This window comes from Streptomyces flavofungini, assembly GCF_041028215.1.
Taxonomy (GTDB): Bacteria; Actinomycetota; Actinomycetes; order Streptomycetales; family Streptomycetaceae; genus Streptomyces; species Streptomyces flavofungini_B.
In genome coordinates this window covers 1-3,328 of sequence record NZ_JASKYR010000936.1, presented here as the reverse complement: position 1 = coordinate 3,328, position 3,328 = coordinate 1, and the positions used below count along the sequence as shown (strand labels likewise).

Sequence of the window (3,328 nt, the reverse complement as noted above, 5' to 3'; positions counted from 1 at the left end):
CGTACGTACGGTGGAGAACACGGCGGAGATCACGGTGCAGAACTCGGTGGAGAACACGGCGGAGGACATGGACGGCCTGAGCGAGCTCGACCGGCGGATCACCGGGTGCCGGGCCTGCCCGCGCCTCGTCGAGTGGCGCGAGGAGGTCGCGCGTACCAAGCGGGCGGCGTTCGAGGACTGGACGTACTGGGGGCGCCCGGTGCCCGGCTTCGGCCCGCACGACGCCTCGCTCCTGATCGTGGGCCTCGCACCCGCCGCGCACGGCGCCAACCGCACCGGCCGGATGTTCACCGGGGACCGCTCGGGCGAGTTCCTCTACCCGGCGCTGTACGACGTCGGCCTCGCCTCCCGCCCCACCGCCGAGAGCGCCGACGACGGCCTGACGCTGTACGGCACCCGCATCACCTCACCCGTGCACTGTGCCCCGCCCGCCAACAAACCCACCACCGAGGAGCGCGACACCTGCCGCTCCTGGCTGGTGGGCGAGCTGAGGCTGCTCGCGCCGACGCTCCGGGCCGTGGTCGTGCTGGGCGGCTTCGGCTGGCAGGCCGCGCTGCCCGCCTTCGCGGCGGCGGGCTGGCAGGTGCCGAAGCCGCGCCCGGCCTTCGGGCACGGGGCGCGCGTGCGGCTCGCGGGCGGTCCCGGGCAGGAGCCGCTGGACGTGTTCGGCTGCTTCCACGTCAGCCAGCGCAACACCTTCACCGGACGCCTCACGCCCGCGATGCTGCGCGAGGTGCTGCGTTCGGCGGCCTTCGAGGCGGGCCTGCACCCGAACGGCTCAACGGAGTAGCCACACCGGGCAGGCGTTCCTAGCGTGAGGACGTGGACGAGACTCGTGCAGCCAAGCCCTCAGGTGCCTCCGACACGAGGCCTTCCGGGGCTGCCGGGGACAAGCCCTCCGGCGCCGCGTACCGGAACCTGGCCGTGGCGACCATCGGCTTCACCCTCACCTTCTGGGCGTGGGACCTGGTGGCGCCGCTCGGCAGTGACTTCAAGGACCGGCTGAACCTCAGCTCCTTCGAGCAGTCGCTCCTCGTCGCCGTGCCGGTGATCGTCGGCTCCCTCGGCCGCGTCCCCGTCGGCGCCCTGACCGACCGCTACGGCGCCCGGAAGATGTTCCCGCTCGTCGCCGCGCTCACCATCGTCCCGGTGCTGCTGATCATCCCGGCCAGGCACAGCTTCGGCGCGATGCTCGCCGTCGGCTTCCTGCTCGGCCTCGGCGGCACCACGTTCGCCATCGGCATTCCGCTGGTCAACTCCTGGTTCCCGCCCGCCCGCAGGGGCTTCGCGCTCGGTGTCTTCGGCATGGGCATGGGCGGTGTGGCGCTCTCCGGCTACTTCACGCCCCGGATCGCCGAGCACGGCGACAACCTGCCGTACATCATCGTGGCCATCGCGCTCGCCGCCTTCGCGGTGCTCGCCGCGCTGCTCATCACCGACCGCCCCGACCGGCCCGTGCCCACCGACTCCCTCGGCACCCGCCTCGGCGCGGCGGGACGGCTCCGGGTCACCTGGGAGCTCTCCGCGCTCTACGCGATCGGCTTCGGCGGCATCGTCGCCTTCGGCGTGTACCTGCCCACGTACCTGAAGACCTGGTACGACCTCTCGCCCACCGACGCCGGGACCAAGGCGGCCGGATTCGCGCTGGTCACMGTCGTCTTCCGGCCCATCGGCGGCTGGCTCTCCGACCGCCTCCACCCGGCCACGGTCACCACGGGCGCCCTCGCCGTCGTCGCGCTCTTCGCCGTCGTACAGGCCTTCGACCCGAAGCTGAACCCGGTCGGCACGATCTGCTTCCTGCTCATGGCGGCCGGTCTCGGCACCGCGAGCGGCAGCGTCTTCGCGCTCGTCTCCCAGGTCACCCCGCAGCCGAAGGTCGGCTCCGTCACCGGCATCGTGGGCGCGGTCGGCGGACTCGGCGGCTTCCTGCCGCCGCTGGTCATGGGCGCGATCTACAGCGCCAAGGACTCGTACTCCATCGGCTTCATGCTCCTCTCCGACCTCGCGCTCGCGGGCTGCGTATACGCCTACGGACGCATGCGAAATGCCCGCGCCGAGTGACGGGGGCCCCGCCTAGGCTGCCCCGATGGGCCTCTATCCGGACATCGAACCCTACGACCACGGCATGCTCGACGTCGGCGACGGCAACCGCGTGTACTGGGAGACCTGCGGCAACCCGCTCGGCAAGCCCGCCGTCGTGCTGCACGGCGGCCCCGGCTCCGGCTGCACGCCCTCCTTCCGCCGGTACTTCGACCCCGACGCCTACCGGATCGTCCTGCTCGACCAGCGGGGCGCCGGGCGCTCCACCCCGCACGCGAGCGACCCGGCGACCGACATGGGCGTCAACACCATGAAGCACCTGCTCGCCGACCTCGAACTGCTCCGGCGGGCGCTGCGGATCGACACATGGCTGGTGTGGGGGGTCTCCTTCGGCTCCGTCCTTGGACTGCGGTACGCCCAGACGTACCCCGACCGGGTCTCGGAGCTGGTCCTCACGGGGCTCGCCACGGGCAGCCGCGCCGAGGTCGGGCTGCTCACGCGCGGGCTCGGGCGGATCTTCCCCGGGGCGTGGCGGGCGTTCCGCGACCACCTGCCGCCGCACGAGCGGGACGGGGACCTCGCCGCCGCCTACAACCGGCTGCTCGAATCGCCGGACGAGGAGGTGCGGGCCGCCGCCGCGCGGGCCTGGACGGACTGGGAGACGGCCTGCGTACCGGCGCCCCCGAGGTCGGTGCCGCGCTACGAGGACGCGGCCTTCCGCGCCGGTTTCGCGCGGACCGTCACGCACTACTTCGCCCACGACCACTGGCTCGGCGGCGACGAGGTCGTCCTGCGGGACGCCTCCTCGCTGGCCGGTGTCCCCGGCGTGATCGTCCAGGGCGGCCTGGACTTCGGCAACCTCCTCGGCATCCCGTGGCGGCTCCGCGAGGCGTGGCCCGACTGCGAACTGACCCTGGTCGAAGAGGCGGGGCACAACGCCGGGGCGCTCGGGATCGCGGAGCGGCTCACGGCGGCGACGGACCGCTTCCGCTGGTGAAGGACCGTTTACCCCGCTGACGGACCGGTTGTGGCGGTGGGGCGCGCCCGCTCCGGCGGTGCCCATGCGGGGGCAGGTCAAACCCCGGGCGCGGGCGCGCACTTGGGGCGCTGGGCGCGGTGCGGGCGCCGCCGCCGTAGGAGTGATTCTCCCGGGTGAACTGCCGCCGTTCCGGCGGGGGAGGCGCCGGTGGAACGGCGTGGCGACCGCAGACTCCGGGGAACGCGCCGGGCAGGACCGGCGCCGAGCCAGTGGAGCCCCGGTGCCCGATCAGCCCGCCAGCCGCCCCCG

General features: G+C 73.4%; 3 protein-coding genes. All 3 read left to right on the top strand.

The window, feature by feature from the left end; genetic code table 11:
- Nucleotides 1–67: 67 nt before the first annotated feature.
- The 3 genes from AB8Z36_RS36795 to pip all read left to right on the top strand — a co-directional run bounded on the left by AB8Z36_RS36795 (nt 68) and on the right by pip (nt 3,037).
- Nucleotides 68–790, top strand: coding sequence for a uracil-DNA glycosylase (locus AB8Z36_RS36795; RefSeq protein ID WP_369217735.1), 723 nt, complete (start codon nt 68–70; stop codon nt 788–790).
- A 128-nt stretch (nt 791–918) separates the two neighbouring features.
- The gene (locus tag AB8Z36_RS36790) at nt 919–2,061 is read left to right on the top strand and encodes an MFS transporter (RefSeq protein ID WP_369217734.1); all 1,143 of its coding nucleotides are present in this window, start codon (nt 919–921) and stop codon (nt 2,059–2,061) included.
- A 25-nt stretch (nt 2,062–2,086) separates the two neighbouring features.
- Complete coding sequence (gene pip, locus AB8Z36_RS36785; RefSeq protein ID WP_369217733.1) at nt 2,087–3,037, top strand: prolyl aminopeptidase; 951 nt, start codon at nt 2,087–2,089, stop codon at nt 3,035–3,037.
- Nucleotides 3,038–3,328 lie beyond the last annotated feature (291 nt).